Origin of the sequence: Acinetobacter sp. WY4 (genome assembly GCF_018438165.1) — a bacterium.
Lineage (GTDB): Bacteria > Pseudomonadota > Gammaproteobacteria > Pseudomonadales > Moraxellaceae > Acinetobacter.
Genome location: NZ_CP053947.1, coordinates 1,929,941 through 1,953,843 on the forward strand (window position 1 = coordinate 1,929,941; position 23,903 = coordinate 1,953,843).

A 23,903-nucleotide genomic window follows, 5' to 3' on the forward strand; every position below is an offset into this window, starting at 1 on the left:
CCCAAGCATAGCGCAAAATACCTCAGGATTTTTAGCTCTACGGTTAAAAATGGCATGACTGTGTATTCTCGGCATGTGTATATGAGCAGATCAATAGATTCATTGTTTTTGACAAATATGAGATGAGTTCCGGGCTTGTATCAAGCTAGATCTCTGCAAAAAAAATAAGTTTTAAGATAAAGTGATGAGTCTTTTTAATAATAAAACAGTGTATTTAATTCTTAAATTCTGAAAATAAAAAAGCCTGCAAGAGCAGGCTTTTTTAAATCGTTGAACCTTACACTTTAGTGCGGTTCACCAGGAACAGCATACATAATGCAGAGATGATGATACATGGGATCGCAGCAGTAATGACCCCCGCAGCACCGAAACCTGCTGTCAATAACTTACCGGCAATGACTGGCCCCAGCATGGCACCGATACGGCCAACTGCAGATGCAACACCAACACCAGTACCACGCACCTCAGTCGGATAAACGATACTACCGAAGGCATACAGTACACCCTGACAGCCAATCACGAAGGCACAGGCCAATGCTGCTGCCATATACATCTGGTTCAGCGAGCTTGCACCATTCAGCGCCAGTAGACCTGCCAGAATACCCCCATACATCAACAGGATCACATAGGCTTTCTTCCAGCGGTCGGTCAGCATACCCAAAATAATCGTACCAATCGTCGCTGTAACCATGAAGTAGAATTGTGCGGTTGAACCATCTTTACGGGTAAAGCCAAGTTCCATAAACAATGATGGCAACCAGCTCAACATGATGTAAACCACCATCAAGGTAAAGAAGTAGCTCACCCAGATACATAGCGTACGTAACAGGTTGTCCGAATTAAACAGGTCCTTGAATGAACCCTGCGGTGCAACAGCAAGTTCTGCAGCCGTTTTGTTCTGTGCTTTCAGGTATTCCTTCGATTCAGGCAAAAATAACATCATCAGCGGAATGGCAAGAATCGGTAACAGACCTCCGAGATAAAAAACATTATTCCAGTTAGCACCAAATTCAGTCGCTGCAATTAAAGACAAAATCGCTGCACCGACTGGCATACCGCAGTACATCAAGCCCACTGCACGGCCACGATTTTGTGGAGAGACTGCTTCAGAAGCAAGTGTGATCAGAATTGGCATCGCGCCGCCCAGACCTGCTCCAGCCAGGAAACGCACTGCCAGCAAGCTGTTAAAGCTATTGACCCAGACGGTACATAAGGTAAATACAGCAAATACTGCTGTCGACCAGATCAAGACTTTCTTACGGCCAATGCGGTCCGCAAATCGCCCACCAACCAGTGCACCCGGTAATAAACCCAGAATCCCTGCACTAAAAAACACACCCAACTGGGAACTATCGAGACCAAAATGCTCACGAATACCTGCAGCAGCAATTCCGGCTGCCTGAATATCTAAGCCTTCAATCACCGCAATCAGAAAACAGATCGCGACCGTGACCATAGCATGCTTATTGTCTGATTTTTCCATTGGATTATCCTTGTTCAATCAGCGTTACAAAAGACAGCCATCATCTATGAGCCTGATTGCAGAAATAACTATCAACAAGTTGAACGTTTTGCTTAGATATTCCCAAAGGAGTAGAGGCAGATAAAAATAGGATAAGACCAGATAAAGTCGCAAAAACACTTAATCAGAACACCATAAAGTTCAAGACTTAGACTTTAAGGCTTATACATCAAGTTAAAAAATTAACCGATAAGAAAAAAAATTCTCAATTTATTGATATTTAAAAAAGATTAGTCTTAGTCATTTTTGGCTTTATTTGTTTTGGTGCGAGAGTGCGATCAAGATGTACGAGATCTCAATTTATCCAATATAACTATTAATCAAAAATCAAAAGGCATAAAAATCGCAGTTTTCAGCTGATCTTTTTGCACAAGCCTTATCATTATCGGGTTCATTTGGGGCAATATCCTCCTTTGTCTAGACTGGAGGCATAACTTTGGTCCCAGGATTTTGCTTTATAAATCATCTTATTTATTACTTGATTGTTTCCAAAAGGCTTTGTATAAAGAATTCAGTAGCTTTTACTAAAGCATATTGTTCTTATGCGTTTGATCAGTCATAATTTGCATAAGCAATATTCAATTCAATGCAAATCTATTGAATTTGCTATAAATCAAAATACAAATCCATCCCAATTTATGTTTTCTCATTCCTTTCGGATGGACAAATAGGATAGTTTTTTAAAATGACTCAGCAAGCACAGACCATTCAAGGTTCCATAGTCGCAATCGTCACCCCTATGTTTGAAGATGGCAGCGTAGATTGGAAGGGTCTCGAGAAGCTGGTTGAATGGCACATTGCAGAGGGCACCAACAGTATTGTCGCCGTTGGAACAACAGGCGAAGCCTCTACTCTCAGTATGAGTGAACACACCCAGGTGATCAAAGAAATCATTCGTGTGGCCAACAAACGTATTCCTATTATTGCCGGCACAGGTGCAAACTCGACCCGTGAAGCGATCGAACTGACCCGCGAAGCCAAAGAGCTGGGGGCAGATGCCGCTTTACTGGTGACGCCATATTATAATAAACCGACTCAGGAAGGCTTGTATCAGCACTATAAAGCTATTGCTGAAGCCGTTGATCTTCCACAGATTCTTTATAATGTTCCGGGCCGTACCGGTGTGGATATGGCCAATGAAACCGTGATTCGCCTGGCGGATATTCCACAAATTATCGGTATTAAAGATGCGACTGGCGATGTACCGCGCGGTGCTGAACTGCTGCAAGGCCTTGTCGGTAAAGATATGACTGTTTATTCGGGTGATGATGCAACTGCGTATCAACTGATCGGTCATGGCGCCAAAGGTAATATCTCGGTCACGGCGAACGTGGCTCCGAAAGCCATGAGCGAAGTGTGTGCAGCTGCGATTGCCGGTGATGCAGCCACAGCTGAACAGTTAAATGCTCAGGTTGCAAATTTACACAATATTTTATTTTGCGAATCGAACCCAATTCCTGTGAAATGGGCACTCCATGACATGGGCTTAATTGGTACGGGTATTCGCCTTCCATTAACACCACTTGCAGAACAATATCGCGCTCCGCTTCATGAAGCACTGGTCGAAGCGGGCGTTATCAAATAAAAGAGCACAAGATTATGCAATTACGTTTAGGACTTAGCCTTACACTTTCAGTATTCAGTTTGGCAGGTTGTAGTTCAATGGCCTTTAATAACGGCACTTTAGACTATAAAGAGACTACTACCCTGGAAGCTTTACAATATCCTGAAGGCGCCATGGTTCGTCCTGCAACGCCATTGTATCCTGCTCCAACAGTTGATCCGCTTGCAATTGAACATGCACCGAAGCTTGAAAACCAGCGTGGCAACCGTTTTGCCTTGCCACGCCCACAAGCCCAGACTGAAAACTCAAATACAGCTGATCTAACCGAAACCAATACGGTGGGTCGACCACAGTTGGTCACTGACGGAAATCTTAATCCGCTGCTTAAAATTGAGGGAAATTCTGCTACAATTTGGCAATATACACTTGCCACCCTCAGCAGTCTGAATCATAGCATCGTTGCGCAGAGCAAAAATCGTTATGAAGTCACGATTAAGGTTGATCAGCAGATCTATGTATTAAGATTATCTTCTGTCGGTTCAAGTAATAACCTCGCTGTGTTCAATGCCGATAACAGTTTTGCCGACCGTGAAAAAGCTGCAGAACTGCTCAACCAGATTTACCAAAATTGGCCAGCCTAGACATTTCTAGGCATTTTTTTTGTAAAAGGTTCCCTCATGTTAAAACAAACCTTGCTCTATACTGGTAAAGCGAAATCTGTCTACACCACAGACAGTTCAGACCATCTGATTTTAGTCTTTCGCGATGATGCCTCAGCATTCAATGGCGAAAAAATTGAGCAACTAGATCGTAAAGGCAAGGTGAACAACCGTTTTAACGCCTTCATTATGGAAAAACTGGCAGAAGCGGGAATTGAGACCCACTTTGAAAAGCTATTGACTCCAAATGAAGTGCTGGTAAAAAAACTGTATATGATCCCGGTTGAATGTGTGATCCGTAACTATGCAGCAGGTTCTTTATGCCGCCGCCTGGGTGTGGAAGAAGGCAAGGAACTGACTCCTCCAACATTTGAATTGTTCTTTAAAGATGATGCGCTTGGTGATCCAATGGTCAATGAGTCACAAGCCATTGCTTTAGGTTGGGCAACTGCTGAACAATTGGCGAAAATGAAAGAATTGACTTACCAAGTGAACGACGTGCTTAAAGCATTGTTTGACGCAGGGAATATGATTCTGGTTGATTTTAAGCTTGAATTCGGCGTGTTCCACGACCGTATCGTACTTGGTGATGAATTCTCTCCAGACGGTTGCCGTCTATGGGACAAAGACACCAAGAAAAAACTAGATAAAGACCGTTTCCGTCAAGGTTTAGGCGGCGTAGTTGAAGCCTATGAAGAAGTAGCTGGCCGTTTAGGTATCAATCTAGACAACATCTAATCTGTAAATGCGCAGATTCGAAAAAACCGAGCTTTTTAGCTCGGTTTTTTATTTCCGGCTTTTAATCGGAAAAATAAATTTTTATTATTAAAATGATCGTTTTTACATCAAAAACTACATGCATTAATATTATCACATACCAGGCAAATCAGTGAGTTGACGCACTTTACTCCATATTTTCCGACCAAATTTCTCCTCTACCCTCTAGGATGTTATCTCCCTCAAAAACATCCTACTTTCAGCCCAATTCGCCTTGAATTGGGCTTTTTTTTAATCTGTTCAATTAGTTGGGATACCCAGCTTTATTGCTGCTGTTGTTGCTGTTGTTGCTGTTGCCAACGGCGTTGCTGTAAACGCTCCCCTTCAACTTCACGTTTATTACGTGCTGATTCATACAGTTTGGTATCCTTCAGTTCTGGCGGCATATATTCTTGTAGCACAAAATGCTCAGGATAGTTATGCGGATACAGATAATCCACGCCATAGCCCTGCTCTTTCATCAGCTTGGTTGGTGCATTTCTTAAATGCAAAGGCACTGGCAAATTTGAAGTTTTATCTGCGAGTTCCATCGCCTTGTTAATCGCCAGATAAGTACTGTTACTTTTAGCACTGGTCGCCAGATAAACCGCACATTGTCCTAGGATAATCCGACATTCTGGCATGCCTACCGCCTGTACCGAACGGAAACATTCACCAGCCAACAGCAAGGCATTTGGATTAGAGTTGCCGATATCTTCGGATGCGGCAATCAGCATACGGCGTGCAATAAATACCGGGTCTTCGCCGCCTTTGAGCATGCGTGCCATCCAGTACAGGGCTGCATCCGGATCACTGCCGCGAATCGACTTGATAAAGGCCGAGACCAGATCATAGTGCTGCTCACCGGACTTGTCATAACGGGCGATATTCTGCTGTGCGACTTTTACCACCACCGCATTGGTGATGATATTTTCCATATCCGCTTCAAAGGTACTAGCAATTAGATCCAGTAAATTTAGCGCCTTGCGGGCATCTCCTGCCGCGAACTGGATCAGGGCATCAAATTCTTCAATCAGGATATGGCGTTCCTGCAAAAAAGAGTCATTTTGTAAGGCTTGTGTCAGCAGAGTCTGAATCGATTCAGCGCTCAATGCATTCAGGCTATACACCTGACAACGTGACAATAAGGCACTATTCACTTCAAAAGACGGGTTTTCCGTGGTGGCGCCAATTAAGGTAATTTTCCCCTTCTCGACCGCATTTAACAGTGCATCCTGCTGGGATTTATTAAAGCGATGAATTTCGTCAATAAACACCACTGGCGTCAGCAAATCGCCACCTTCTGCAATGATTTCACGCAGCTCTTTCACGCCGGTATTCAGTGCAGACAGGCTGATAAAAGGCCGGTCTACCGCTTGAGCCAGCAGTAAGGCAATGGTGGTTTTTCCGACTCCGGGAGGTCCCCAGAAAATAATCGAAGGCAGATGCCCCTGATCAATCATCTGGCGTAAGGGCGCATGTTCTCCCAGCAAATGTTCCTGCCCGATAATCTGTGTAAGGTCGCGTGGCCGTAAGCGTTCTGGAAGCGGGATATGACTATCTGACATGTTATTATTAGCTCAAACTAAATTCTGATCTCATTCTAACACCAGCAGTTTTGATTCCAAGAATGCAAACATCAAGCATAAAAAATTAATTTATGTAGATATCCTCTATTTTTTTAATTCTGAATGAATTAATCTCTGTAAAAGTGAATAATTTGAACATGATTAATTGTGAATTAATTACAGTGTAATTTTCATATTGTTTATTCTAATTAAAAGAAACTTATCTCGCCCCTTGGGCACTTTTGGGTTGTAGTGGTGAATGCATGAAGCATGATAAATTTGAACAGGGAGCTGTGAGTCGGTCTAAGCCACTGACGTCATCATCACTGATTGCACCCCACGTTCACTTGTCTGAATCGGTTTTGTTAAAAAATCTGATCGATGCCTTACCGCAACCCTTGTGGGTCAGCAACAAACAACATCTGCAATATTTTAACGATGCCATGACTGATTATCTTGGCATGAACCTGAATGAACAGGGCCATCTGCAATGGCAGAGTTTTATTCATACCGAGGACTTGCAGCTATTTTTAGCGCAGTGGCATGCTGCGCTGGATCAGCATCAGAATTTTGAAACCCAGTGCCGGATTAAACGCAATGATAGCCATTATCGCATGTGTAGCCTGGCGGTAAAATTTCATCATGAAGTTGACCATTTGCTGCAATGGGCCGTTTCTCTGACCGATGTGCATGATTATTTTGAAATCCAGCAGCAACTTTCTCAGATTGTTTCCACTCAGGAAAATATGCTGGATGCCAGCGCAGACTACATTAACATTATCAGCCCTGAAGGCGAGATTCGACATAGCAACCAGTCTGGCTGTCTGGCACAAGCAAGTGAGACCGCAGGACAAAATCAAGACCGTTCATTGTGCTGGTTAAATCGCTTAACCCCTGAAGCCCGAAAATCCGGGCAACGTGCTCTGAAACAGGCAGCCCAAGGCTTAAACAGCCGTTTCTCCAGCAAAATCCAGATCAAAGATCAACCGAGCCAATATTGGGATCATCTGCTGACCCCGATTCTGGATCAGCAGAATATTACCCAAAATATCCTCTGTGTATCACGCAATATCAGTCAGCAAAAAATTGCAGAAACGCGGTTAAAAGAAGTAATTAAACGTGATGAACTGACTGGCCTGTATAATCGCAGTACCTTCTATAAAACCTTTAAACAGGTACTGTTAAAGGCCAAACAACAGCAGACCATGGCGGGTTTACTGCTGATTGATCTGGATTATTTCCGGCATATCAATGATACCTTGGGCCATATTGCCGGCGATCATCTGTTACATGTCTTGGGCAAACGTTTCCAGACCTGCTTCGGGCCAAATACCATCATCGCCCGTTTGGGTGGCGATGAATTTGCCGTACTGGTCAAAAATTTGGAAAGTGAAGAACAGCTGCTGGCAACGGCGCAAATGGCCTATGCCCAGCTGGATCAGCCCATCAATTATGTTGGCAATAGCATCAGCAGTGCCATGAGTATAGGCTGTGCCATCTATCCACGTGATGCCTTAAATACCTCGAATCTGCTGAAGTGTGCCGATATCGCCTTAAATGACCTGAAAAATAGTGGTCGTGGTGGCATCCGCATGTTTAATCAGGAAATGTGCGGTTCACTGGAAAATATAACCAAGCAGCTGACTCTGGCTCGCAAGATTATTCTGGCCGATCAGATCATTCCCTATTACCAACCTAAAGTACGTCTTTCTGATGGTGCAGTGATTGGTTTCGAAGCACTATTACGCTGGCAAGATCAGAATCAGAACATTCAGTTACCTTCCGAAATTTTTGCTGCCTTTCAGGACTATGAGCTGGCCTCACGCATCAGTGAGACCATGCAACTGAAAGTCTTTGCAGATATGAGTCGCTGGCAGGCACAAGGTCTGGATCTGTTACCGATTTCCATCAATGCTGCACCAGTCGAATTCCTGCGCGATGACTATGCCGAAAAACTGTTGGCACGCCTGTCCAACTTTGATATTCCCGCACATAAAGTTGAACTAGAAATTACCGAGCAGAGCCTATCCGAACATGGTGCCAATTATGTGGTTCGCGCCCTGAACCTGCTGAAACAGGCCGGAATCCAGATTTCGCTGGATGATTTCGGCACTGGACATTCTTCGCTGACCCGCTTGCAGGACTATCCGGTGGGTTGCATCAAGATTGACCGCAACTTTGTAGAACGCATGAACAGTGACCCATCTGCCCTGGCCATTGTCAAAGCCATTACCCAGATTGGCTCCAGTATTGCACTGGATGTTCTGGTCGAAGGAATTGAGAATACAGAACAGCTGGATACCCTGATCCATTGTGACTGTCAGATTGGACAAGGCTTCTATTTCTATCGTCCGATGGCCGGTGCTTCGGCCCAGGCTCTACTCCATCCGGCAGATCAATAAACGAATCACGCAGGCAGATTCAACGCACCCAGCGTACGATATAATCTTCAATGTCGTCTTGATGAATATCTGCTTCACTCAGGCAGCGCCCTGCTGCCGACTTGCGTGCCTGAATCACGCTTTCTCGTGAACCGCTAATCAGATAATGCCAGGATGGCAGGCTTTTGCCCTGCTCTACCCGGCGATAGGCACAACTCGAAGGCAACCAGTGAATCGTTTCCAGCTTCTCTGGCGTGAGCTGAATACAGTCAGGCACATACTGCAAGCGATCTGGATAATTGGAGCAACGTGCAGTGCTACAATCCAGCAGCTTACATGCCACTTTGGTATAGGCGACTTCCTGAGTATCTTCATCTTCCAGTTTAATCAGACAACACAACCCACAACCATCACATAAGGCCTCCCACTCGACTTGCGTCAGTTCAGCAAGTGAATAGTTTTTCCAGAATTCGGGACGTAAAGTATCGCTCATGATCGGGCCGGAATATTCAAAAATCAGCTGATTATAACAGCCAGAACCCTGCAGACCTACTGTCTCAAATTTTTATTGTTATCACGTAAACTATTGTTAAATCAGAGACAGTTCATCAACACAACACTAACAGTTGCTGGAATCGTTTATTTCTATACTAAATTTGAAAATAAAAACACATGGAGAATATATATGTTTCGCTGGGCTATTATTTTTGCTGTTATTGCATTAATTGCGAGTCTACTTGGTTTCGGTGGCGTCGCAGGCTTGTCTAAGGATTTTGCGATTATCTTGTTGGTAATTGCGGTGATTCTTGCGATCGTTGGTTTTCTTTCGCGCGGCAAGGTCTAGATTTACCCTAGACCTTTTCAAAGCAAGTGTTAGCTTTCAAAAAAAACAAGAGCCTTCTGGCTCTTGTTTTTTTATGGGTATTTTAATGATCTGTTTTGATCAAAAATACTTCTTTTAAGATGAAATTAAGGCTTTAAATGACGTGGTCTAAAACCTGCCACCAGCAAGGCTGCAACATACGCTACCACACCGACAACACATAAGATCAATACTTCTACCACACGCATCCATTGTGATACATCTGCGTTATACCAACTCAGGGCATAGGCCAGAGCCGCAATCATCACCACATTGGCAAACATGAATTGCAGGAAGATTTTTTTCCAGTGCGAACCAAAACGGAAAATATCACGCTTATGCAGATAATAATAAAGCAGACCAGCATTGACCATCGCTGAACCTGTCGAGGCCAGCGCAAGGGCCATATGCTCCGCTTCCCAGTCAATCAGCTTGAACAAGCCGATAAAGATCACGTTCAGAATCGCATTGGCTGCCACAGCCATCAGACCGACACGCACCGGGGTTCTGGTATCCTGCTTTGCATAAAACCCGGGCGCAAAGACTTTAATCAACATAAAGGCAATCACACCACCGCTCATACATTGCAGCGCCAAAGCCGTCATCTGGGTATCTTCAAAGGTGAACTGGCCACGTTCAAATAGAGCTTGAATAATCGGGGTCGACAGCATAAATAGTGCAATACTGGCGGGTAGGCCAGCCATCACAATCACTTTAGCTGCCCAGTCCATCATGCCACGGAATTTTTCCGGATTTTGCTCGGTATGCCGTGCCGATAACGACGGCAAAATCACGGTACCAATTGCAACACCGATCAGACCCAGCGGCAATTCGGTCATACGCTCGGCACTATACAGCCAGGATACCGAACCATCCTGCATGAATGAAGCCCAAATGGTATTTAACAATAGATTAATTTGCGTGACAGATACACCAAATAATGCCGGTAGCATCAACTTCATGATGCGATCAACGCCTTCATGCTTGAAGTCAATTTTCGGTGGAATCAGCAGATTTTTACGCCACAATTCAGGAATTTGGATCGCCAGCTGTAAAATACCGGCAATGATCACAGCCCAGCCCAGCGCCATAATCGGCTCGGCCATATAAGGCGTAAGCCAGAGCGCCCCGGCAATCATCGCCACATTCAGCAAGACCGGCGCAAATGCCGGGGTACTAAAAGAGCCATAACTGTTCAGAATACTGCTGGCAAAAGCCGTCAGTGACATGAACAGCAAATAAGGAATGGTCAGGCGGAACATGTCGGTCGCCAGAGCGAACTTTTCAGGATCGCTATGGAAACCGGGCGCATAGATATACATAATCAATGGCGCAGCAATGATCGCGACCATGGTCAGCGTGGTCATGACCGTGGCCAGACAGCCAAACACCCGGCTAATCAGGATCTGGACTTCGGTATGCGTGCGACTGGTTTTATATTCAGTCAGTACCGGAATAAATGCCTGTGAAAATGCGCCTTCGGCAAATAAACGCCTGAAAAAGTTTGGAATACGAAATGCGACTACGAAGGTATCGAAGTCTTTACCAGCACCAAAGACATTCAGTAAAACAATATCTCGAACCAATCCCAGTACGCGTGACAACATGGTCATCGCACTGACAATGACGGTCGAACGCCAAAGCGCCATCCTCTTCACCTAATGTATAAATTTGTGGTTATTGTAATGAAACTTTTGTCAGAAGTTCATTGCTTAATTTCATCGCTCAAGCGAGCTTGAGGTGTTTTTATAATGCTGTAACTGTGCACGAAAATCAGCCCAGTTAAAATATGGTCCCGGATCGGTCTTGCGGCCCGGTGCAATATCCGAATGTCCGGCAATATGCTGCTGAATCTTGGAATAATGCTGTTGCAGACAGGCCGTGACTTTTACCAAGGCCCGATATTGTTCAGCTGCAAAAGGCAAGTCATCACTGCCTTCCAGTTCGATCCCGATCGAATAATCATTACATTCTTTTTTGCCCAAATAGCTCGAGCGGCCGGCATGCCAGGCACGGTCATTGAAATTAACAAATTGCAGTACTTCTCCCGTTCTTAAAATTAGCAGATGGGTCGACACCTGCATCCCTTCAATGGTTTGAAAATAAGGATGTACGGACCAGTCCAGCTGATTCTGAAAAAACTGTTCAATATAACCACCGCCAAACTGTGAAGGTGGCAGGCTGATATTGTGAATCACCAGCAATTGAATCTCGGTCTGTTCTGGCCGCTGATTAAAATTGGGAGACGGGATTTGACGTGCACCGATTAGTTGCCCGTCCTTGACCTGAAACTCAGCTGCCTGTTGCATAAAACCGTTCTCCCCAAAAATAAAATCTGCAAGATCAGCATTGCAGCCGGCTTCATGCTAAAACTTTCAAGGAGAAATCTCAATTCATCCCAGCAAACTGGATGAAAAATCGCTCATCTTTTATGTAACGGTGCTAAGATAAGGCGCAATTTTCACGGCTTAAAAAAGATACGGAAATACTCATGCGCATATCTCAAGCTTTGCTAGACCAGTCAATTCAGATCAATATTCAACAAGCACTTTCAGAAGATATTGGTGACGGTGATATTACCGCCCTGCTGACCCCTGAAGATGAACAGGCCACTGCCACCATCATCAGCCGTGAAGACATGGTCTTGGCTGGTCAGCCTTGGGTGAATGCCTTGATTCAGGCCTATGATCCAAGCATTGAAGTGAGCTGGCTGAAAAATGATGGCGATCATGTTCAAGCCAATGAAGCATTTTTAAAACTGGCCGGATCTGCGCGCAGCTTACTCACCGTGGAGCGCCCTGCGCTAAACTTTGTCCAGACGCTGTCTGCGGTTGCGACTAAAACCTTCCATTATGTCAAAGAGCTGCAAGGTTTAAACACCAAATTATTAGATACCCGTAAGACGCTGCCGGGCCTGCGTATCGCACAAAAATATGCCGTAGCCATTGGTGGTGGTCAGAACCATCGTCTGGGCCTGTTCGATGCCTTTTTGATTAAAGAAAATCATATTATGGCAGCGGGTGGTATTGCGCAGGCGATTGCCAAGGCCCATCAAATTGCACCGGGTAAGCCTGTCGAAGTTGAAGTCGAAACTTGGGATGAGCTGAATCAGGCACTCGAAGCCCATGCTGATATTGTGATGCTGGATAATTTCAGTCAGCAGCAGATGATCGACGCGGTGCAACATGTGGCCGGTCGCTGCAAACTGGAAGCCTCAGGTAATATCACCATTGATAATTTACGTGAAGTCGCGAGTACCGGAGTAGATTATATTTCCATGGGCGTGCTGACCAAAGATCTCAAAGCCATTGATCTGTCGATGCGTTTCAATGCTTAAGCCTAGATGGGATAGATGACCGTAGAGGGTGCGAAGCACCCTTTTTTTATTTTTAGAAATTTTTTTTGCGTATATTTTGCTCAATTTTCTATTTTAGACCTTAATCATCATCGTCATCCCGATTACCTCGGCGATCGCGGTCATCATCGTCACCATCACGGTCGTTATATCTTCCGTTATCCTCATCACGATCCTGATTTAACACTGAACGCTCGTCATCTTCACGATTATTGCCCCAGTCACAGGCAGTTAATCCAAACACGCCCAGCAATGAAATTGCACAAAGCCACTGTTTCATGTCGCATTCCTCATTGTGTTCTCATCTGATCCAATATCGATGCAAAACCGGTTCAGATATAGCCGATTCATGTCGACTTTTTGTCAGGAAGTTTTGTAATGTAGTTTTTGAATACAGGTGCAGAGTGAAATTTCAGGCATAAAAAAACGCATCCAGAGATGCGTTTTTCAGCATGGAATAGATTACCAACCTAAAGCTTCTTGCTGTTTTTTCACCAATTCCTGAATGCCTTTCTCGGCCATTTCCAGCATGGCATTCGATTGTGCACGGGTAAATGGCTTATCTTCTGCAGTGCCTTGAATTTCAATAAATTCACCGGCCTGAGTCATCACCACGTTCAAATCGGTTTGACAGTTTGAATCTTCTTCATAGCAAAGATCCAGTAATACTTCATCTTTGAAAATACCCACAGAAACCGCAGCCACCAAACCTTTTAATGGATCATGTTTGATTTTCTTTCTTTCCAGCAAGACGTTCATGGCATCGACCAAAGCCACCGCAGCACCAGTAATCGCTGCAGTACGGGTGCCGCCATCAGCCTGAATTACGTCACAGTCGATAGTAATGGTATTTTCACCCAGCTTTTTCAGATCGACCATTGAGCGCAAGCTACGACCAATCAGACGCTGAATTTCCTGAGTACGGCCACTCTGTTTGCCACGTGCCGCTTCACGGTCACTACGGGTATGAGTTGAACGTGGCAACATGCCATATTCAGCAGTCACCCAGCCTTGGCCCTGACCTTTGAGGAAACGCGGTACAGAACTATCCACACTGGCAGTACAGAGTACTTTGGTATGACCAAATTCAACCAATACAGAGCCTTCCGCATAACGTGTATAGTTACGGGTAATTTTCACTTCACGTAATTGATCTAATGCTCGCTGGTCGATACGCATAATAAGTCCTGTATGGGTTCAAAATAATTGCGGCTCAGTATAGCAGAAGCCTTTGCCAAGATTAGGCAGCCTGGTGATTCATTTACAAAATCAATGCATCAGCTCGCTACGAGATGTCAAAATTCTGCCGATCTGTGGCACTACGATTTGATTTAATTTTTGCTAGACTAAAACTCCCTATGAGGGAAGCCAGTGACAGGAAACCCATTTATGTCCTTACGTGAAGATCGCAAGCAGCAAAGTCATCAGGCACTACTCGATGCGACACTAGCATTCAGCAGTCAGGGCCGCGCTTTCAGCACGATCAGCCTACGTGAAGTCGCGAATGCAGTCGGAGTAGTACCGACGGCGTTCTATCGGCACTTTCAGGATATGAACCAGTTGGGTCTGGAATTGCTGGATCAGGTTGCGATTCATATCAAGGGCGTACTCAATCAGCTGGGGCAGGCTTATCTGTATCAGCCGAATACCCGAACCCACACCGGGCTTGAGCTCTTCTTTCAGGCCGTCGAATATCATCCTGAACCCTGGATTTTTTTTGTGGCAGAACGTTGGGGCGGTTCGGACGTGTTACGTGTCGGCATTGAACGGGAAATTCATTTTCTGGCTGAAGATGTCATGCATGAACTGGCCAAGATACAATCTACCCGACATATTCAGGCATCACAGGACTTGCAGGCTCTGGCACAGATGCTGATTGAACTGTCCCTGAACTGGGCCATGGGCTGGATTCATCTGCAGCATCAGGTTGATCCAGAGCTGCGCCGCGCTCAATCCAATGCCTTTAAAACCCAAAGCGTGCTACAGATGCAGCTCTTGCTACGTGGCATTTTGCACTGGTACCGGCGACCTGCCAAAACAGTTGAAACCGCAAGCCCTGTGCTCAATGAAGCGGTCATTCCCCCTGCCTAAATAAAAAAACCTGCATCATGATGCAGGTTTTTTTTACTGATCGTCAGTTCAGACTTATTTGGCTTTACGCTCTTTCTCGATCAGGTAATTCACCACCTGAATGACTTTGGCATCATTACCCTGCACAATATATTTACCATTCACGGTCACTGCCGGAACACCACTTAACTGATACTGAGCAGCCAGATTTTTGGCTTGGGCAATTTTCGAAGTGATCGGGAAAGATTTATAAGTGCTGTTAAATTTCGCTTCAGGAATACCATAGCGGGTATAGAACTTGGCCAGTTGCGCCTGTTCTAAAATTGGACGTTGCTTATCATGAATATCATGGAATAATTGTAAATGTGCTTTTTGACGCACACCCAATGCTTCAGACACATAATAAGCACGCGCTGCCTGCTCCCAGAGTGGATTCATTGCAGCCGGCGTACGTACAAAACGTACATCTTTTGGTAATTTTTTCAACCAGCCCTGCATATGTGGTTCAAGCGCGAAACAATGACCACAGCCGTACCAGAAGAATTCACGTACCTCAATTCTGCCCGGTTTTTCGACTTTGACTGGTTTTGCAACCACCTGATAGTCCTGACCTGCCACAAAATTGGCCATAGCATTGCCTGAAAAGGCCAAAACAGATGCGGCAACAGCGCCTAAAAGGAATTTTTTCATTCGGATTATCGTCCTCTAAATCATTATGCTTAGTTTATGTGTTCACTATAAATCAATTATGCCGGTTTCGTTTTCATTCTGTGAACTTTTTTGCTGCTTTTATCGCTTTTTCTGCCAGAATCGCTACACTAAACCATCGAACTGATTTTCAAGGTTTTAAATCAGTTTCTCTGGCCATTCGGCACATATATATTTTTAGCTAATCATGACTGATTGAGGTGACACCGATGTCGCAATTGAATGTTGATCCACAAGAAATTGCCAAGTTTGAAGCATTTGCAGCTATATGGTGGGATCAGCATTCCGAGTTCCGCCCCTTGCACATGATTAATCCACTGCGTTTAAACTGGATTGATGAACATGCCGGAGGCCTGAGCGGCAAAAAAGTGCTGGATGTCGGCTGTGGTGGCGGTATTCTGGCCGAAAGCATGGCGCGACGCGGTGCCGATGTACTCGGCATTGATATGGGCGCAGCCCCTTTAAATGTGGCACGCATCCATGCCGAACAGGAAGGCGTGAGCAATATTGAATATCGTCAGGTGCCAGTTGAGCAACTGGCAGAGGAACAGGCTGGCCAATATGACATCGTGACCTGCATGGAAATGCTAGAGCATGTGCCAGATCCGGCATCGATTATTCAGGCCTGTCATAAGCTGGTCAAGCCAGGTGGTCATGTATTCTTCTCGACTATTAACCGTAATCCGAAGTCCTATTTATTCGCCATTATCGGGGCAGAATATGTCTTGTGCATGCTAGCCAAAGGTACCCATGATTACAGCAAATTTATTAAGCCGTCAGAACTGGCACATGACATTCGCAACTCGGGTTTAAAGCTCAAAGACATGACCGGTCTACACTATAATCCGCTGACCAAGCGTTATTGGCTGGCACCAAATGTTGATGTGAACTATATGGTCTATACCGTGAAAGATAGCGCAGCAGAGACTAACGAATGAAAGCCATTTTATTTGACCTAGATGGAACCCTGATTGATACCGCTGCCGATTTTATCCGAATTATCCAGCAGATGTGCCGTGAAGAAGGCCGCCCACTGGTTGCACCCGAGCTGATTCGTACCCAGGTCTCCGAAGGCGCTCGCGCTATGGTGAAACTGGTTTATCCGGAACTGCAACTAGAAGATCCGGTCTTTCTGCAACACCGTCAGCGCTTTCTGGACATGTACGGCGCAGATATTGCGGTCGATACCGATCTGTTTGATGGCATGTATCCATTACTTGAACAGCTAGAGGAAAATGACATTCCTTGGGGGATTGTGACCAATAAACCGCGCTGGCTCAGCGAGGCTTTACTGCAAGCGCTGAACCTGAGTGAACGCTGCGCAGTGCTGGTATGTCCGGAAGATGTCACTCGGACCAAACCCGATCCTGAACCGATGTATCTGGCAGCCAAGCAACTGAATCTTGCCGCGGAAGACTGTATCTATGTCGGAGATCATCCACGAGATATTGATGCCGGCCGTCATGCCCACATGCTGACCATTCTGGCTGCTTATGGTTATTTGCCGTTGCAATACAAAGACGATTTAAACGCCTGGCAGGCCGACCATATCGTGCATACTGTGCCAGAATTACATCAATTGATTCAGACACTAGTACTGAAGCAGCATACTGCGGTATCTTGAACGCTTAACACTAAATAATAAGAAGTGAGGAGGTAGATAATGAAATATTCAGCATATCAACCTCGCCCCGATCTGCTCAAGGATCGTATCATCCTGATCACAGGTGCGGGCGATGGCATTGGACGTGCAGCAGCAATCAGTTATGCCTTGCATGGCGCAACTGTGGTGCTGCATGGGCGTACCTTAAACAAACTCGAAGTCATTTATGATGAAATTGAAAGTTTGGGTGCGCCGCAACCTGCCATCTTGCCGCTACAACTATCGAGTGCGTCAGAACGTGATTATGAGCTTTTGCTCGATACGCTAGACCGTCAGTTTGGTCGTCTGGACGGCATTCTGCACAATGCCGGCATTTTAGGCGAACGGGTTCCCTTGGCGGATTATCCGGTCAATGTCTGGGATGATGTGATGGCGGTCAATCTGCGTGCACCCTTTGTCATGACCCAAGCGCTGTTACCGTTATTATCCAAATCCGAACATGCTTCTGTGGTTTTTGCCAGCTCAGGTGTAGGCCGCGAAGCCCGCGAACGCTGGGGTGCGTATTCGGTTTCTAAAATTGCTATTGAAGCGGTAAGCCAGTTATTTGCCAAAGAGCAGGTACATCCGAATATCCGTTATAACTGCATCAATCCCGGGGCAACGCGGACTGCCATGCGCGCCAAGGCCTATCCGAATGAAGATCCGAAAACCCTGCCTACCCCCGATTCAATCATGCCGGCTTATCTATATTTGATGGGTAATGACAGCCTGCATATGAATGGCCAGAGTATTGATGCACAGGATTAAATTATTCTGTCTGTCATTCAGGGAGCAATCGCTCCCTTTTTATTTCATTTTTAGTCATATTCAGCGCATAAATCTTAAGTAAGTTCACCCCGCTCGCATTGAGTTTCATTAAAATAACAGCATACTAAGCCCCACTATATTTCACTCGAGTGCATCATGACTGAATTAAACAATATTACGGTGACCCATTTAGACGATGGCATGGTGTCGCTGCTGATTGATCAACAGCCTATTTCAGAGAAATACGGCACCAAGTTTGAAGCCAGTATCGTGGATGACATCAAAGCACTCGAAAATGCTCAGAAACTCAAATTGTTCGAGCAATTTGTATTTTCACATCAGGATCTGAATTTTGAACATGCCTATTATTATGTGACTGGCATTGAAAAATTAGACGACAGTTATCGTCTGGCCAAGCATTTTGTTTATCGCATTAAAATTGAAGGTCAGCCAGAAATCGAACATGTCATCAGCAATCAGGGCAAAGCCATGACGGCCGAGGATGTACGTGCCTTTATTCAGGCGCATGTGCAGAAATCACTCAACGATTATACTGACCTGAACTACGCTTATTAAAAGTCGGGGCATTGAATAATCTTGGGCACTTTTCGATAAAGTGCCCTTTTTTTCTTAAAATCCTGCAAAAAATAACAATAAATCGGATTTACATATTAAATATATAAAATTATACGGTTTTCCAAATTAAACTGATTGGACTATGCTTTCTTGAATCACAGATAGATCAAATCAGGAGCGCAGCATGGCTGACCAAAAACGTAAAATTGAAACAATTCACCGGATTGAACAGTTGCAGTTATCTGAAGCATTGATTGTGGCACTCGATGACGCCCTACAAGCTGAATCCGTGGCTGACGCGATTCAGTCCTTACAAGGTTTGGCAGAGCAATGGAATTAATCTCAAAATAAACCGGCAAAATTCTTTGTCGTTTCATTAAATCATGAACTTTTTTCTCGCTGACTCAATGCTGTTTTTTTGAGCTAAATCATCGATTTTCGCTTGCATGTTGGCCCTTGCTTTGATGAGATAAGGACATGGCTCGGTAGGCTACTTTATAGAAGTGATGCCGTCGCATATAGTCATGTAAAAACATGACATCATCATAATATCTCTGCATTTGTTATAAAAATTGTGCCTGTTCTTCACAGTTTCTCTGCAATTTTTCCGTACATTAGGTGCTGTAGAAGATGAACAATTTAATGAGGGTTCAACATGAAAAAGGTTTTGGTGGCACTGGCAATTTCTTGCAGTACATTCATGCTGAGCAATGTCGTCATCGCTGCCCCTCATTTCAATGATGAATCCCGTATGGATTCACGTCATGGTCATGACAAGAAGAAAGCCCGTGAGTTCCGAAAGGAAGATCAGCAGGATAACCGCCGTATGCGTGAAGAACGCGGGGTGAAACGCCTGCAACAGTTACGCTGGCAGCCGGGTTATGTGATGCCGCAGCATTATCGTGGCAATGGCTATAAAGTTGAATATAAAGACCATCGCCTGCCTCGACCTGACCGCAAGCAGCAATGGTACAAAGTCAATAATGACTATATTCTGGTGGATTCTGAAAACAACAGCATTATCCGGATTGTGGGTGACTAGTTCATAAGTGCATTCAAATTTAATCTTCTTTAAGGCCCAACGATGTTTGGGCTTTTTTATTTCACTGGCTGAAAATTTTTAACCCAAAATCTCGCGGCTTTTCCAGTTTTCAAACTGCGTGATTCATCTACTAAATTTCTTCATGAATTTAACAATTTAACTAAATAGCCCTCACGCTTTCTATGTACTTGTTCGCTAATTTAGTCTCATCGAAATTAGATATACATCTTAAGGTGAGAGCCATGAAAAAAGTCTTAACTACAATCGCGTTATCTCTAAGTGCTTTGTTAGCTACTTCTGCAATGGCAGCACCACAGCATGACTCGCGTTATGACCATAATCCGCATAAACCGGCGCCACACTGGAATGCCAAAGACAGCAAGAAATGGAATGACGACCGTCGCTGGAATGATGACCGCCGTCATAACAACCGTATGGTCAATCCAAGCCGTGACTGGCGCGTAGGACAAACTTTACCTCGCCAATATGACAACAACCGTTTTGAAGTAAGTGATCGCGAAGCACGCCGTTTGCCAAATACCGGTCGTTTCCAGCAATGGTACAAGGTCAACAATGACTACGTTCTGGTCAATGAGCGTACCAACAAAATTGTACGAATCATTAACTAAGCTTTCTCCATTACTGCTCGTCTTGCAGACACCTGAAGTCCCCTTCAGGTGTTTTTTTATATCTGCACTTCCACTTGCATTTTTTTTCATTAGAATCAAAGCTGGATCTTCAATCATTGAAATGGGCACAGCATGACTTCAGCAGAAACGTCACAAAGCACAACTTTGCAATATGTGCACTGGTTTCGCCATTCTGCGCCTTATATCAATGCGCACCGCAATAAAACCTTTGTAATCATGTTTGATGGCGAAGCCGTCTTAAATGATAACTTTCAGCATATTATTCACGATATTGCTTTATTACATTCTTTGGGCATTCGGCTGATTCTGGTACATGGTGCACGTCCGCAAATTAACCAGAATCTGGCTCAAAGCCAGATTACGACGCCTTTTTACCAGCAGCGTCGGGTCACCACACGTGAATCTTTAAGCTGCGTGATGAATGCCGTCGGTTCGATCCGCCTACAAATTGAAGCACTGCTGTCTATGGGACTGGCCAATTCGCCGATGTATGGCGCCCGGATTGATACCGTTTCAGGGAATTTTGTCACCGCCAAGCCGTATGGCATCCGCGATGGTATCGATTTTCAGTTGACCGGTGAAGTGCGCGCGGTTGATACCGATGCGATTCAGCGCCATCTGGACAGTCATAATATTGTGGTGCTTGGCCCGACCGGTTATTCCACTACCGGAGAAGTTTTTAATCTGCTGGCTGAAGAAGTTGCTACCAAAACTGCGATTCGCCTTAAGGCAGATAAACTGATTTTTCTCGGTAAGCAGCATGGTCTGATGGACAGTAACGGCCAACTCAAACGCGAAGTGACACCGCAACAACTGGATGATTTTATTCCGGTCGAACAAGATGCGCTTGAAAGAGGACTACAATTGAAAGCCGCACAGGAAGCCTCAATGAACGGCGTACATCGGGTGCATCTGATTTCTTATGCCTATGATGGTGCCCTGCTGGAAGAGCTGTTCACCCGGGATGGTTCCGGAACTCTGGTCACCGACGCGCATTATGAAGAAGTGCGGATGGCCGATATTCAGGATGTTGGCGGCCTGATCGGTTTGCTGCGTCCACTGGAAGAAGAAGGCATTCTGGTCTATCGTTCGCGTGAACGCCTAGAAAATGAAATCAACCAGTTTGCCGTAATCGAACGGGACGGCATGATTCTGGCCTGTGCCGCCCTCTACCCGATTCCGACGACAGGGGATGAATTGCGTTCTGCAGAAATTGCCTGTGTTGCGGTACATCCCAGTTATCGCAAGTCTAATCGGGGTAGCCAGATCCTGCATTATCTAGAAGAAAAAGCCAAAAGCATGCAGATTCAGCAACTGTTTATTTTAACTACCCGCACCGCGCACTGGTTTCTGGAACAAGGCTTTGAACCGGCTTCAGTCGATGACCTGCCGGATGCCCGTCAGGCTTTTTATAATTATCAACGTAATTCAATTGTTTGCAAAAAGTCACTTTAAAGTGGCTTTTTCTTTCAGTGCCTTAGCTTAATTTTAGATAAAGATATCTGGCAATCTCGCTTTAAATTTTGAAATTCTATTACTCGTTTTTAGCTAAACATATCAATAGATTAGATTTAAAAAAATAACTATAAATTTCATAGGTTTGATTAATTTAAATATTAAATCTTCATTTTTATATAAATCACTTTTCTGCATAAGTTTTGCGCTTTTTTATTTATCTTTTTTCTTCATTAGAAATTCCTGAATAGTTATTTTTTTAGAAAAACAAAAACGATTAGCGTGTGTCTAAGTTTTCATTCACTAGTTTGTCATTTTCGGGAGTTTTGATTCATGCGCCAATCTCATGTTCAGTTTTTAACAAAGACTGCAGTACTTGGTACTGCGATGGCGGGTGTCATGATGCTTTCAGGCTGCTCGAAAAAAGAAGAGACCATCACCCTGAATATCGGTTTCCAAAAATACGGCGTATTACCAATTTTAAAAGAACGTGGCACGCTGGAAACCACCCTAAAACAGCAAGGGATCAATGTGAAATGGGTAGAATTTCCGGCTGGCCCGCAATTGCTTGAGGGCCTGAATGTTGGCAGCGTCTCTTTTGGTGAAGCCGGTGAAGCACCGCCAATTTTTGCCCAGGCGGCCAACTCAAATCTGGTCTATGTGGCCAATCAGCCGCAAGCGCCTAAGGCAGAAGCCTTAATTGTACCGAAAGATTCGCCGATTCAGTCCATTCAGGATCTGAAAGGCAAACGGGTGGCTTTGAACAAAGGTTCAAATGTGCATTACCTGCTGTTAAAAGTTCTGGAAGCCAACAAACTGACACTCGGTGATATTGAAGTGATCTATCTACCACCTTCCGATGCACGTGCTGCATTTGAACGTGGTGCAGTCGATGCCTGGGTGATCTGGGATCCGTTCTTTGCAGCCGCTGAACATCAGATTGGTGCGCGTGTCATTGCCAGCGGTGAAAATGTGGTGAGCAACCATCAGTTCTATCTGGCAGATCGCAAGTTCGCAGAAAGCCATCCTCAGGTGGTACAGGCGGTCGTCAATGAACTGAATCTGACCACGGACTGGGTCGCAAAAAATCAGGACGCTGCCGCTCAGCTCCTGCAAAAACCGACAGGTCTGGCCGTCGATGTCTTAAAAACCTCTATTTCACGCATGGGTTTTGGTGTTCAACCCCTCACGACTGACGTGATTCGAAAACAGCAACAAGTCGCCGATGCCTTTTATGCGCAGCAGCTGATTCCACAAAAGCTGAATATTGATACAGCAATTATTAAATAACAGCAGAATAATTCGAGAATAAAGATGAGTCATTTAAAAACAGTTTCTTATATCAGCTTAGCGTTATTGAGCTTTAGTCTGACTGGCTGCCAGAAACAGGAATCACAGCAAACGGCTGCCGCAGAAACCACGTCAGCGCAACAAGTTAAAACCATTGCGATTGGCTTTCAGAAATCAGCCTTAAATCTGCTGGTGGCACGTGATGAAAAGCTGTTAGAACAACAATTTCCCAATGCCAAAATTGAATGGAAAGAGTTTCCGGCAGGCCCACAAATGCTGGAAGCACTGGCAGTCGGGGCAGTGGATTATGGCTATGTAGGGAATACCCCACCCATTTTTGCACAGGCTGCAGATAAAGCCCTGAGTTACGTGGCCTTTGAAAAAGTGGCTGGAAACTCTTTGGCCGTGGTCGTGCCGAAAGACAGTGCTATTCAAAACATTCAACAGTTAAAAGGAAAACGGATCGCGGTGCAGAAAGGTTCAAGTGCCCATGAACTTCTGGCCAAAACCCTGGAAAAAGCCGGCTTAAGCTGGTCAGAGATTCAAGCCGTCTGGCTTCCCCCTGCAGATGCACGTGCTGCTTTTGACAAAAAAGCCATTGATGCCTGGGCAATCTGGGATCCGTTCCTCGGTGCAGCCGAATTCGACAGCAAAGTTAAGGTGCTGATTGAATCCAGTGACTTTCCACAAACCTATTCCTTTTACATCGGCAATCCCGAATTTATTCAGAAGCATCCGGATAGCCCCGGGAAGTTTATTCAGGCTTTAAATGCCTCTGACCAGTGGATTCTTAAAAACCAGGCTGTAGCTCTAGATATTTATCAGAAAAGTACCGGTCTGAAACCAGAGGTGGCAAAGATTGCATTTGAGCGTCGTCTTAAACCTTCGCCGGTACAACCATTAACGACGGAAGTGATCAAAGCTCAACAGAATATTGCCGATCTCTTCCAGCAGGTTCAACTGATTCCCAAAACCATCAGTCCAGCAACAGATCTGGTCGCCAGCGGCCACACATTGATGAGCAAACAAGATCAT

At 45.0% G+C, this 23,903-nt stretch carries 24 protein-coding genes and 1 pseudogene; 17 read left to right on the top strand and 8 right to left on the bottom strand.

What is annotated here, in order from left to right; all coding sequences use genetic code 11:
* Window positions 1–277 precede the first annotated feature (277 nt).
* Window positions 278–1,483 carry a 3-(3-hydroxy-phenyl)propionate transporter MhpT gene (gene mhpT, locus G4D73_RS09055; protein ID WP_213686589.1) on the bottom strand — a complete coding sequence of 402 codons (1,206 nt, stop codon included), beginning with the start codon at window positions 1,481–1,483 and terminating at the stop codon, window positions 278–280.
* Between the two features lie 724 nt (window positions 1,484–2,207).
* Between mhpT and dapA the strand changes: the two genes are divergently transcribed.
* Genes dapA through purC form a run of 3 tightly spaced genes read left to right on the top strand, consistent with a single transcriptional unit; the run spans window position 2,208 to window position 4,483 of the window.
* Window positions 2,208–3,107, top strand: coding sequence for a 4-hydroxy-tetrahydrodipicolinate synthase (gene dapA / locus G4D73_RS09060; RefSeq protein ID WP_004281249.1), 900 nt, complete (start codon window positions 2,208–2,210; stop codon window positions 3,105–3,107).
* 14 nt (window positions 3,108–3,121) lie between these two features.
* Complete coding sequence (locus G4D73_RS09065) at window positions 3,122–3,727, top strand: hypothetical protein (protein ID WP_004281248.1); 606 nt, start codon at window positions 3,122–3,124, stop codon at window positions 3,725–3,727.
* Between the two features lie 36 nt (window positions 3,728–3,763).
* Window positions 3,764–4,483 carry a phosphoribosylaminoimidazolesuccinocarboxamide synthase gene (gene purC / locus G4D73_RS09070; RefSeq protein ID WP_213686590.1) on the top strand — a complete coding sequence of 240 codons (720 nt, stop codon included), beginning with the start codon at window positions 3,764–3,766 and terminating at the stop codon, window positions 4,481–4,483.
* Between the two features lie 302 nt (window positions 4,484–4,785).
* Here purC and G4D73_RS09075 read toward each other — a convergent pair whose 3' ends face one another.
* Window positions 4,786–6,069 carry a replication-associated recombination protein A gene (locus G4D73_RS09075; RefSeq protein ID WP_213686591.1) on the bottom strand — a complete coding sequence of 428 codons (1,284 nt, stop codon included), beginning with the start codon at window positions 6,067–6,069 and terminating at the stop codon, window positions 4,786–4,788.
* A gap of 263 nt (window positions 6,070–6,332) precedes the next feature.
* Here G4D73_RS09075 and G4D73_RS09080 point away from each other — a divergent pair, with 263 nt between their 5' ends.
* Window positions 6,333–8,471, top strand: a complete 2,139-nt coding sequence (locus G4D73_RS09080) for a putative bifunctional diguanylate cyclase/phosphodiesterase (protein ID WP_213686592.1) — start codon at window positions 6,333–6,335, stop codon at window positions 8,469–8,471.
* 19 nt (window positions 8,472–8,490) lie between these two features.
* On the opposite strand, the gene G4D73_RS09085 is transcribed toward G4D73_RS09080, so the two are convergent.
* On the bottom strand, window positions 8,491–8,943 hold the full coding sequence (locus G4D73_RS09085; RefSeq protein WP_005105303.1) for a YcgN family cysteine cluster protein: 453 nt from the start codon (window positions 8,941–8,943) through the stop codon (window positions 8,491–8,493).
* A 192-nt stretch (window positions 8,944–9,135) separates the two neighbouring features.
* Here G4D73_RS09085 and G4D73_RS09090 point away from each other — a divergent pair, with 192 nt between their 5' ends.
* Window positions 9,136–9,294 carry a DUF1328 domain-containing protein gene (locus G4D73_RS09090; RefSeq protein ID WP_004647174.1) on the top strand — a complete coding sequence of 53 codons (159 nt, stop codon included), beginning with the start codon at window positions 9,136–9,138 and terminating at the stop codon, window positions 9,292–9,294.
* Between the two features lie 125 nt (window positions 9,295–9,419).
* Here G4D73_RS09090 and murJ read toward each other — a convergent pair whose 3' ends face one another.
* Window positions 9,420–10,970 (bottom strand): murein biosynthesis integral membrane protein MurJ, encoded by a 1,551-nt coding sequence (murJ, locus tag G4D73_RS09095; RefSeq protein ID WP_213686593.1) that lies wholly within the window; start codon window positions 10,968–10,970, stop codon window positions 9,420–9,422.
* Window positions 10,971–11,030: 60 nt separating this feature from the next.
* Window positions 11,031–11,621, bottom strand: coding sequence for a 1,6-anhydro-N-acetylmuramyl-L-alanine amidase AmpD (ampD, locus tag G4D73_RS09100; RefSeq protein ID WP_005267719.1), 591 nt, complete (start codon window positions 11,619–11,621; stop codon window positions 11,031–11,033).
* Between the two features lie 182 nt (window positions 11,622–11,803).
* Here ampD and nadC point away from each other — a divergent pair, with 182 nt between their 5' ends.
* Window positions 11,804–12,649: a carboxylating nicotinate-nucleotide diphosphorylase gene (nadC, locus tag G4D73_RS09105; RefSeq protein WP_180087182.1), complete on the top strand. Its 846-nt coding sequence runs from the start codon at window positions 11,804–11,806 to the stop codon at window positions 12,647–12,649.
* 100 nt (window positions 12,650–12,749) lie between these two features.
* Here the strand turns inward: nadC and G4D73_RS09110 are convergent, their stop codons facing one another.
* Both G4D73_RS09110 and rph read right to left on the bottom strand, forming a co-directional pair.
* Window positions 12,750–12,947: a hypothetical protein gene (locus G4D73_RS09110; protein WP_004281239.1), complete on the bottom strand. Its 198-nt coding sequence runs from the start codon at window positions 12,945–12,947 to the stop codon at window positions 12,750–12,752.
* 182 nt (window positions 12,948–13,129) lie between these two features.
* Window positions 13,130–13,846: a ribonuclease PH gene (gene rph, locus G4D73_RS09115; protein ID WP_004281238.1), complete on the bottom strand. Its 717-nt coding sequence runs from the start codon at window positions 13,844–13,846 to the stop codon at window positions 13,130–13,132.
* 210 nt (window positions 13,847–14,056) lie between these two features.
* Here rph and G4D73_RS09120 point away from each other — a divergent pair, with 210 nt between their 5' ends.
* Window positions 14,057–14,758: a TetR family transcriptional regulator gene (locus G4D73_RS09120; RefSeq protein ID WP_213686594.1), complete on the top strand. Its 702-nt coding sequence runs from the start codon at window positions 14,057–14,059 to the stop codon at window positions 14,756–14,758.
* A 54-nt stretch (window positions 14,759–14,812) separates the two neighbouring features.
* Here the strand turns inward: G4D73_RS09120 and G4D73_RS09125 are convergent, their stop codons facing one another.
* Entirely contained in the window at window positions 14,813–15,427 is a 615-nt protein-coding gene (locus tag G4D73_RS09125; RefSeq protein ID WP_004281236.1) for a thiol:disulfide interchange protein DsbA/DsbL, read from the bottom strand.
* A gap of 227 nt (window positions 15,428–15,654) precedes the next feature.
* Between G4D73_RS09125 and ubiG the strand changes: the two genes are divergently transcribed.
* From ubiG to G4D73_RS09175, 10 genes and pseudogenes are all read left to right on the top strand, one after another.
* Window positions 15,655–16,383: a bifunctional 2-polyprenyl-6-hydroxyphenol methylase/3-demethylubiquinol 3-O-methyltransferase UbiG gene (ubiG, locus tag G4D73_RS09130; RefSeq protein WP_213686595.1), complete on the top strand. Its 729-nt coding sequence runs from the start codon at window positions 15,655–15,657 to the stop codon at window positions 16,381–16,383.
* Window positions 16,380–17,069 carry an HAD family hydrolase gene (locus G4D73_RS09135; RefSeq protein ID WP_213686596.1) on the top strand — a complete coding sequence of 230 codons (690 nt, stop codon included), beginning with the start codon at window positions 16,380–16,382 and terminating at the stop codon, window positions 17,067–17,069. Before ubiG ends, G4D73_RS09135 begins: the two co-directional genes overlap by 4 nt.
* A gap of 39 nt (window positions 17,070–17,108) precedes the next feature.
* A complete protein-coding gene (locus G4D73_RS09140; protein ID WP_005094903.1) occupies window positions 17,109–17,855 on the top strand; it encodes a YciK family oxidoreductase in 747 nt (248 codons plus the stop codon).
* Between the two features lie 156 nt (window positions 17,856–18,011).
* A complete protein-coding gene (locus G4D73_RS09145; RefSeq protein ID WP_004281232.1) occupies window positions 18,012–18,431 on the top strand; it encodes a hypothetical protein in 420 nt (139 codons plus the stop codon).
* A gap of 184 nt (window positions 18,432–18,615) precedes the next feature.
* Window positions 18,616–18,771, top strand: coding sequence for a hypothetical protein (locus G4D73_RS09150; RefSeq protein ID WP_004281231.1), 156 nt, complete (start codon window positions 18,616–18,618; stop codon window positions 18,769–18,771).
* Window positions 18,772–19,086: 315 nt separating this feature from the next.
* A complete protein-coding gene (locus G4D73_RS09155) occupies window positions 19,087–19,473 on the top strand; it encodes an RcnB family protein (protein WP_213686597.1) in 387 nt (128 codons plus the stop codon).
* Between the two features lie 242 nt (window positions 19,474–19,715).
* Entirely contained in the window at window positions 19,716–20,102 is a 387-nt protein-coding gene (locus G4D73_RS09160) for an RcnB family protein (protein WP_005261495.1), read from the top strand.
* A 132-nt stretch (window positions 20,103–20,234) separates the two neighbouring features.
* Window positions 20,235–21,578, top strand: coding sequence for an amino-acid N-acetyltransferase (gene argA, locus G4D73_RS09165; protein WP_004729045.1), 1,344 nt, complete (start codon window positions 20,235–20,237; stop codon window positions 21,576–21,578).
* A gap of 333 nt (window positions 21,579–21,911) precedes the next feature.
* Window positions 21,912–22,868, top strand: a complete 957-nt coding sequence (locus tag G4D73_RS09170; RefSeq protein WP_213686598.1) for a sulfonate ABC transporter substrate-binding protein — start codon at window positions 21,912–21,914, stop codon at window positions 22,866–22,868.
* Between the two features lie 24 nt (window positions 22,869–22,892).
* Window positions 22,893–23,886 (top strand): annotated as a pseudogene (locus G4D73_RS09175) (aliphatic sulfonate ABC transporter substrate-binding protein).
* The last annotated feature ends 17 nt before the right edge of the window (window positions 23,887–23,903 follow it).

Excerpts from the sequence above, each read along its gene's own strand:
- G4D73_RS09160 (WP_005261495.1), top strand. The coding sequence starts at position 19,716 with ATGAAAAAAGTCTTAACTACAATCGCGTTATCTCTAAGTGCTTTGTTA.
- dapA (WP_004281249.1), top strand. The coding sequence starts at position 2,208 with ATGACTCAGCAAGCACAGACCATTCAAGGTTCCATAGTCGCAATCGTC.
- G4D73_RS09090 (WP_004647174.1), top strand. The coding sequence starts at position 9,136 with ATGTTTCGCTGGGCTATTATTTTTGCTGTTATTGCATTAATTGCGAGT.
- G4D73_RS09075 (WP_213686591.1), bottom strand. The coding sequence starts at position 6,069 with ATGTCAGATAGTCATATCCCGCTTCCAGAACGCTTACGGCCACGCGAC.
- G4D73_RS09155 (WP_213686597.1), top strand. The coding sequence starts at position 19,087 with ATGAAAAAGGTTTTGGTGGCACTGGCAATTTCTTGCAGTACATTCATG.
- ubiG (WP_213686595.1), top strand. The coding sequence starts at position 15,655 with ATGTCGCAATTGAATGTTGATCCACAAGAAATTGCCAAGTTTGAAGCA.
- G4D73_RS09085 (WP_005105303.1), bottom strand. The coding sequence starts at position 8,943 with ATGAGCGATACTTTACGTCCCGAATTCTGGAAAAACTATTCACTTGCT.
- argA (WP_004729045.1), top strand. The coding sequence starts at position 20,235 with ATGACTTCAGCAGAAACGTCACAAAGCACAACTTTGCAATATGTGCAC.
- G4D73_RS09080 (WP_213686592.1), top strand. The coding sequence starts at position 6,333 with ATGAAGCATGATAAATTTGAACAGGGAGCTGTGAGTCGGTCTAAGCCA.
- mhpT (WP_213686589.1), bottom strand. The coding sequence starts at position 1,483 with ATGGAAAAATCAGACAATAAGCATGCTATGGTCACGGTCGCGATCTGT.
- nadC (WP_180087182.1), top strand. The coding sequence starts at position 11,804 with ATGCGCATATCTCAAGCTTTGCTAGACCAGTCAATTCAGATCAATATT.
- G4D73_RS09135 (WP_213686596.1), top strand. The coding sequence starts at position 16,380 with ATGAAAGCCATTTTATTTGACCTAGATGGAACCCTGATTGATACCGCT.
- G4D73_RS09065 (WP_004281248.1), top strand. The coding sequence starts at position 3,122 with ATGCAATTACGTTTAGGACTTAGCCTTACACTTTCAGTATTCAGTTTG.
- G4D73_RS09170 (WP_213686598.1), top strand. The coding sequence starts at position 21,912 with ATGCGCCAATCTCATGTTCAGTTTTTAACAAAGACTGCAGTACTTGGT.
- G4D73_RS09145 (WP_004281232.1), top strand. The coding sequence starts at position 18,012 with ATGACTGAATTAAACAATATTACGGTGACCCATTTAGACGATGGCATG.
- G4D73_RS09120 (WP_213686594.1), top strand. The coding sequence starts at position 14,057 with ATGTCCTTACGTGAAGATCGCAAGCAGCAAAGTCATCAGGCACTACTC.
- purC (WP_213686590.1), top strand. The coding sequence starts at position 3,764 with ATGTTAAAACAAACCTTGCTCTATACTGGTAAAGCGAAATCTGTCTAC.
- G4D73_RS09125 (WP_004281236.1), bottom strand. The coding sequence starts at position 15,427 with ATGAAAAAATTCCTTTTAGGCGCTGTTGCCGCATCTGTTTTGGCCTTT.
- G4D73_RS09140 (WP_005094903.1), top strand. The coding sequence starts at position 17,109 with ATGAAATATTCAGCATATCAACCTCGCCCCGATCTGCTCAAGGATCGT.
- ampD (WP_005267719.1), bottom strand. The coding sequence starts at position 11,621 with ATGCAACAGGCAGCTGAGTTTCAGGTCAAGGACGGGCAACTAATCGGT.
- G4D73_RS09150 (WP_004281231.1), top strand. The coding sequence starts at position 18,616 with ATGGCTGACCAAAAACGTAAAATTGAAACAATTCACCGGATTGAACAG.
- rph (WP_004281238.1), bottom strand. The coding sequence starts at position 13,846 with ATGCGTATCGACCAGCGAGCATTAGATCAATTACGTGAAGTGAAAATT.
- G4D73_RS09110 (WP_004281239.1), bottom strand. The coding sequence starts at position 12,947 with ATGAAACAGTGGCTTTGTGCAATTTCATTGCTGGGCGTGTTTGGATTA.